General features: G+C 68.6%; 4 protein-coding genes and 1 riboswitch. All 4 genes read right to left on the bottom strand.

Features of this window, described 5'->3' with window-relative positions; all coding sequences use genetic code 11:
• Window positions 1-19: 19 nt before the first annotated feature.
• The 4 genes from ileS to OCU_RS39910 all read right to left on the bottom strand — a co-directional run bounded on the left by ileS (window position 20) and on the right by OCU_RS39910 (window position 5,907).
• A complete protein-coding gene (gene ileS / locus OCU_RS39895; protein ID WP_014380389.1) occupies window positions 20-3,133 on the bottom strand; it encodes an isoleucine--tRNA ligase in 3,114 nt (1,037 codons plus the stop codon).
• A gap of 206 nt (window positions 3,134-3,339) precedes the next feature.
• Window positions 3,340-3,585, bottom strand: a complete 246-nt coding sequence (locus tag OCU_RS39900; protein ID WP_008257871.1) for an Rv1535 family protein — start codon at window positions 3,583-3,585, stop codon at window positions 3,340-3,342.
• A gap of 288 nt (window positions 3,586-3,873) precedes the next feature.
• Window positions 3,874-4,055, bottom strand: a riboswitch (M-box (ykoK) riboswitch).
• 82 nt (window positions 4,056-4,137) lie between these two features.
• Window positions 4,138-5,262, bottom strand: a complete 1,125-nt coding sequence (locus OCU_RS39905) for an NAD(P)H-dependent flavin oxidoreductase (protein WP_014380390.1) — start codon at window positions 5,260-5,262, stop codon at window positions 4,138-4,140.
• 69 nt (window positions 5,263-5,331) lie between these two features.
• A complete protein-coding gene (locus OCU_RS39910; protein WP_009957085.1) occupies window positions 5,332-5,907 on the bottom strand; it encodes a carboxymuconolactone decarboxylase family protein in 576 nt (191 codons plus the stop codon).
• Window positions 5,908-6,003: the final 96 nt, after the last annotated feature.

Here is a 6,003-nt window from a genome sequence, read left to right on the forward strand (position 1 = left end):
AAGTGGCGGATGTGACGGCTCAGGCCTTGGCGATGCTCACCCGCACGCCGTCGCCGATGTCCGCGCCGTCGGCCGGGTCGCCGAATTCGAAGCTGGTGGCCAGGATTTCGCCGGCGATGAGGTCGCGGTGCGCCCGCGCCCAGTCGGCGCGCTCGGTGGGCACCGACATCACCACGCTGATGCGATCGGAGACGTCCAGCCCGCTCGACTTGCGCAGCTCCTGCAGTTCGCGGATGCGGTCCTTGGCCCAGCCCTCGGCTTCGAGTTCTGGTGTGACGGTGCCGTCCAGCACCACCAGGCCCGCGCCGTCGGGCAGGGCCGCGGTGAATTCCGGGTCGGCGGCCACCAGCCGCGAGCTGTACTCACCGGGCTGCAGCACCGCGGGCCCGGCGGTCAGGGTGCCGTCGTCGTTGACGACGCCCTCCCCCGCCTTGACCGCCTTGATCGCCGCCTGGACGTCCTTGCCCAGCCGCGGGCCGGCCACCCGCGCGTTGACGGTGAGCTCGAAGGAGCCGTAGGTGTCGATCGCGTCGGTCAGCTCGACGGTCTTGACGTTGAGCTCGTCGGCGATCAGGTCGACGAACGGCTCCAGGAGGTGCGGGTTCTCCACGGCCACAGTGAGTTTCGGCAACGGCAACCGCACCCGCAGCTTCTTGGCCTTGCGCAGCGACGAGGCGGCCGAGCACACCTCGCGAACCTGATCCATCGCGGCGACCAGCTCGGGGTCGGCGGGCACGTCACCGGGTGCCGGCCAATCGGTCAGGTGCACCGAGCGCTGAGAAGTCAGGCCGCGCCAGACGACCTCGGTCACCGACGGAAGCAGCGGCGCGGCCAGCCGCGCGGTCACCTCGAGCACGGTGTGCAGGGTGTCGATGGCGTCGACGTCCTCGGCCCAGAACCGCGAACGCGACCGTCGCACATACCAGTTCGTCAACGCCTCGGTGAACAGGCGCAGCTGCTCGCAGGCCCGCGAGATGTCACAGCTGTCCATCTCGCGGGTCAGGTCGTCGCGCAGTTGGGCGAGCTTGGCCAGGATGTAGCGATCCAGCACCTGAGCCGAATCGGTACGCCAGGTACCGACTTTCGGCGCGTAGAGGGCCAGGAAGCTGTAGGCGTTCCAGAACGGCAGCAGCACCTGGCGCACGCCCTCGCGGATGCCCTGCTCGGTGACGATGAGGTTGCCGCCGCGCAGGATCGGCGAGGCCATCAGGAACCACCGCATGGCGTCGGAGCCGTCGCGGTCGAACACCTCGGACACGTCGGGATAGTTGCGCAGCGACTTGCTCATCTTCTGGCCGTCGGAGCCCAGCACGATGCCATGGGCCACACAGGTTTTGAAGGAGGGCCGGTCGAACAGCGCGGTAGCCAGCACGTGCAGCGTGTAGAACCAGCCGCGGGTCTGGCCGATGTACTCGACGATGAAGTCGCCCGGGTAGTGCGTGTCGAACCAGTCGGAGTTCTCGAACGGGTAGTGCACCTGGGCATAGGGCATCGACCCGGAGTCGAACCACACGTCGAGCACGTCTGGGATGCGCCGCATCACCGAACGCCCGGTCGGATCGTCGGGATTGGGCCGGGTCAGCTCGTCGATGAAGGGACGGTGCAGGTTGGTCGGCCGCACCCCGAAATCGCGCTCCAGCTCGTCGAGGCTGCCGTACACGTCGATGCGCGGGTAGTCCGGATCGTCGGACTTCCACACCGGAATCGGGGTGCCCCAGTAGCGGTTTCGCGAGATCGACCAATCGCGGGCCCCCTGCAACCACTTGCCGAACTGGCCGTCCTTGACGTGTTCGGGGTACCAGGTGATCTGCTGGTTGAGCTCCACCATGCGGTCCCGGAATTCGGTGACCGCGACGAACCACGACGACACCGCCCGGTAGATCAGCGGATTGCGGCACCGCCAGCAGTGCGGGTAGGGGTGCTCGTAAGTTTCGTGGCGCACCAGCACCGCCCCGTTGGCCGCGGCGGGGCCGGTGCCGTTCTTCAGGTCGCGGATGATGTGCGGGTTGGCGTCAAAGACGTGCTGCCCCTGGTAATCCCGGACGCTGGCGTCGAATCGGCCCTTGGAGTCGACCGGCGTGACCGGCGCGATGCCGGCCGCCTCGCCGACCGCCATGTCGTCCTCGCCGTAGGCCGGCGCCATGTGCACGATGCCGGTGCCGTCCTCGGTGGTGACGAACTCGCCCGGCAGGACCCGAAACGCGTTGGGGGTGTCCACGAAATACGGGAACGGCGGCAGGTACCGGGTGCCGAGCAGGTCCGCGCCCCGGTAGGTGCCCAGCACCTCGGGCTCTTCGCCCAGCTCGCGGGCGTAGGCGGCCAGCCGCGCCTCCGCCAGCACGAAACGACGCTCGCCCACCCGCACCTGCACGTAGGTCACGTCGGGGTTGACGGCGACGGCGAGGTTGGACGGCAACGTCCAGGGCGTCGTCGTCCACACCAGCAGATGCGCGCCATCAAGCGAACCGCCCACCACCCGGAATCCGACGGTGAGCGCGGGGTCCTGGCGGCTCTGGTAGACGTCGTCGTCCATCCGCAATTCGTGGTTGGACAACGGGGTTTCGTCGCGCCAGCAATAGGGCAACACCCGGTAGCCCTCATACGCCAGGCCCTTGTCCCACAGCTGTTTGAACGCCCAGATCACCGACTCCATGTACGGCAGGTCCAGCGTCTTGTAGTCGTTGTCGAAATCGACCCAGCGCGCCTGGCGGGTGACGTAGGCCTGCCACTCGTCGGTGTAGCGCAGCACCGAGGCGCGGCAGGCGTCGTTGAAGGCGGCGATGCCCATGTCGTCGATTTGGGACTTGTCGGTGATGCCCAACTGGCGCTCGACCTCGAGTTCGGCCGGCAGCCCGTGGGTGTCCCAGCCGAATCGACGCTCCACCTTGTAGCCGCGCATGGTGCGGTAGCGCGGGACGATGTCCTTGACGTAGCCGGTGAGCAGGTGCCCGTAGTGCGGCAGGCCGTTGGCGAACGGCGGCCCGTCGTAGAACACGTACTCCGGCGAGCCGTCGCGGCGGGCGATGCTGGCGCGGAAGGTGTCGTCTCGAGCCCAGTAGTCCAGCACCTCGACCTCGAGGGCCGGGAAGTCGGGCGCCCCGCCCGCCGGCTTCGGGTATGTGTGCTCGGTCAAACGTCGTCTCCTGTGCCAGTCTCCAGGCCTGGGGACGACGACGCGCCGGCTGCGCGAGCGCCGCGGTACCACCCCGCTTGCCGCGCTCACGCGCGACCGCTCATCGAAGGCTGTGACGGGCCTACCCGTTCGGTTCTACTGAGCCGGAACGGCTGTTCTTCCGAAAGCTCCCCGGTGATGGCCGGATCGACGCCAATGGAACGATTCTACTGGCCCCGAACCTCGAGCACACCCACCCGCCACAGCGCCGCGTACACGTGGCGCAGCGGAATGCTGAGCAACCGGCAGGCCCCGTGGATCAGCGGGTCGCCGCCCGGGCCGAAGAGCGGGAAGTCGCTGCGGCGCGGCTCTTCCACGGGCTCGGGGACGTGGATTTCGGGGACGTCGCGTACCACCCTCAGGGTGCGGGCGGGCGCGACGGTGACGACGTCGTCGTAGAGAGCTGCGGTCATGATCGACTCCTAGAGGAGAATTCCAACGGGGACCAAAAAAGGACTGACGTGTCCCGTCCCGGGTGGGTTCCGATCTCAGAACGCTTGGCGGATAAGCACTTAGCGTGTGCGACGCCTCAGCCGAGGAGGTCGCGCCGGAGAACGGATCGGGACGAAACAGGGTTCGGACTTCGATCCGGACTATCGCAAGAACTCATGTGTCCCTCACCTCCTCGCGGTCGCGACGCATGCGGGGTCGCATGCGATCTAGGCGCAGCAAAAGGAGCAGAATCCGACGACCGCCGGAGATCCGCACCCCTCTCGTCAGAGCTTCGGCACCACACGACGTGTCCTGGCCTGGAAAAACCAAACCGGAAGCCACCTGGGCTCAACCCTTAAGCCGGGAGGAGCTGTCCTGACCCGGGGCGTCTTTCGACGTTCGGGGTCAGTGGCCTGTATTCGTGTAGACGCCTCACCTAACGAGGTGCTTACCCGACCGATAATGCACGAGCGGTCTGACGCGGTCAAATCCCTGGACAGCGTGTCCGCGATTCGTTACCGACCGGACCGCGATCACTTCTCGACCAGGCCGTCGAGCCGGCCGATCGTGTCGATGAATTCCTCGACCATGTCCAGCACCACCGAGCGCGTCGGGCGGACCCGATCGAGCGAGCCCACCACCTGCCCGACGAAGTAAGTCGCCAGCTCACGCGCCCTGGCACCGTCGTGGGCGGCGGCGGAATTGATGCGCAGCTGCGGCTCGGTGATCAGCGCGGTCTGCAACGGCATGCCCAGCGGGTCGGGGTTCTCCGGCCGGTCCCACTCCTCGGTCCAGGCGGTGCGCAGCATGCGCGCCGGCTTGCCGGTCATCGAGCGCGACCGCACCGTGTCCGAGGACGTGGCGGCCAGGAACTTCTCCTTGACCACGGGCACCGTCTCGGCTTCCTCGGTGGTCAGCCACACCGACCCGCACCACACGCCCTCGGCGCCCAGCGCCAGCGCCGCCGCGATCTGGCGGCCGCGGGCGATCCCCCCGGCGGCGAGCACCGGCACCGGGGCCACGGCGTCGACGACCTCCGGCACCAGCACCATCGTCGCCACCTCGCCGGTGTGGCCGCCCGCCTCGGTGCCCTGCGCGACGATCAGGTCGACGCCGGCGGCGGCGTGCCGCTGGGCGTGGCGGGTGGTGCCGGCCAGCGCGGCCACCAGCACGCCGGCGGCGTGGGCGCGTTCGACGAGGTCCGACGGGGGTGGGCCGAGCGCGCTGGCGATCAGCCGGATGTCGTGGTCGAAGGCCACGTCGAGCAGCGGCTGGTAGCTCTTGGGCGAGATGTTCAAACCGCCCACGGACGGGCGGGCGTCCCCGGCGGGCGCCGTCACGCCGTAGCGGGCCAGCAGGTCGTCGACGAACGCGCGATGCTCCTCGGGCAGCAGGGTCCGGGCCTGGTCGGTGTCGATCCCGCCCTGCTCGGCGCCGACGTATTTGGGCGGCAGCAGCAGGTCGACCCCGTAGGGCTTGCCGCCGGTCTGCTGCTCGATCCAGGTCAGCTCGCTGCGCAGTCGCGCCGGGCTGTGCGCGGTGGCGCCCAGGATGCCGAATCCGCCCGCGTTGGTCACCGCGGCCACCACGTCGCGGCAATGGCTGAAGGCGCAGATCGGGAATTCGACACCGAGCATCTCGGCGACCCTGGTTCTCATTGCCCGACGCTAAGAGTTCCCGCTTGAGAAGTCAATCGCTTACGGCCCTGTGCAATTCGCGCCGCCGGCTCAACCCTTGGGCCCGGGCGGCCGGCCGTCCGGAGGCCAGCTCGATACGCCGTCCTCAAGCGGCACCTCAAGGCTCTGCAGGATGGAGGAGACCATGCGCCACGCGCCGATGACCGTGACCAGCTCGACGAGAACCGTTGTGTCGCCGTCGAATTCGCGCTCGCAGGCCGCCCAGCTCGCGGCGCTGACCGCGCCGTCGCGCACCACGTCGTCGGTCGCCGCCAGCACCGCCCGCTCGGCGGGCCCAAACCCGGCGTAGTTCCGCCAATCTCGCACGCCGAGCAGGTCGTCACCCGGGACGCCGAGCCGGGACGCGACGCGCCAATGCTGCGTCCACTCGTAGTCGCACGCGGTCAGCCAGCCGATCCGCATGATCGCCAACTCGCGCAACCGCGCGTCGAGGGCGCCGTGCCAGAGCATGGTGGCGAGCAGGTCGTTGATGGCGCGCGCCAGCGGCGGATGGTTGAGCAGCACTTGGAAGATGCTCAGTTCGGCCATATAGTTGGGGACGGCCGCTTCGTCGGCGGCGGCTTTGGCTTCGTCCAGTGGCAGTTTGGGCAGGCGCGCTGTTGTCATCGGATGAGCACTCCTCTCCGGCGGCGGGACCGTCGCGTTCTACGGTCATGGTAGTCAGCGGGAGGCGTGGCGACGACGACTTCGGACACGGCGGCG

The sequence above is a fragment of the Mycobacterium intracellulare ATCC 13950 genome (assembly GCF_000277125.1).
Lineage (GTDB): Bacteria > Actinomycetota > Actinomycetes > Mycobacteriales > Mycobacteriaceae > Mycobacterium > Mycobacterium intracellulare.

Excerpts from the sequence above, each read along its gene's own strand:
- OCU_RS39905 (WP_014380390.1), bottom strand. The coding sequence starts at position 5,262 with ATGAGAACCAGGGTCGCCGAGATGCTCGGTGTCGAATTCCCGATCTGC.
- OCU_RS39900 (WP_008257871.1), bottom strand. The coding sequence starts at position 3,585 with ATGACCGCAGCTCTCTACGACGACGTCGTCACCGTCGCGCCCGCCCGC.
- OCU_RS39910 (WP_009957085.1), bottom strand. The coding sequence starts at position 5,907 with ATGACAACAGCGCGCCTGCCCAAACTGCCACTGGACGAAGCCAAAGCC.